Annotated in this window: 1 protein-coding gene; it reads right to left on the reverse strand. The window is 70.2% G+C overall.

Features of this window, described 5'->3' with window-relative positions:
* The coding region (locus AC1DXU_RS30425; protein ID WP_477374901.1) for a diguanylate cyclase domain-containing protein at window positions 1-506 on the reverse strand (506 nt) is incomplete at both ends.

Genomic DNA, 506 nt, shown 5'->3' on the forward strand with positions numbered 1-506 from the left:
GCGAATCGCCTGCGCCGAAGCCCATGGTCGATTTGATCTCGGCAATGCGGCGCACATCGATGGCCAGCAGCGCCACCTTGCGCCCATCCCAGCGGGCGGCATGCAGTGCGGCGTCGATCTGGTCGAGGAAGGCCGCGCGGTTCGGCAGGCCGGTCACTTCGTCGTGGTTGGCCAGCTCCTGGATGCGCCGCTCGGCCTCGCGCTGGGCGGTGATGTCCTGCAGCAGCGCGACGCCGCGCGCGCTGCAGACGCCGCCCGCTTCCAGCAGGCCGCGGTGCAGCACCTGCAGCCGCCGGCCATCGCTGCACAGCAGGCGGTGTTCGAATTCGAAAGGCTCGCCGACGGTGGCGTTGCGCCAGAAACCGGCGACGTAGGCCCGCTCGTCGGCCGGCACCCATTCCAGGGCATCGATATGCGCCTGCAGCGAGGAGTCCGCCGGCAGGCCAACCAGTGCGCGCAAGCCTTCGGACAGCGCAATGGCGCCGGACGGCAGCTCGATCTCGAAC

It is taken from the genome of Mesorhizobium sp. P3_A10 (assembly GCF_056403175.1).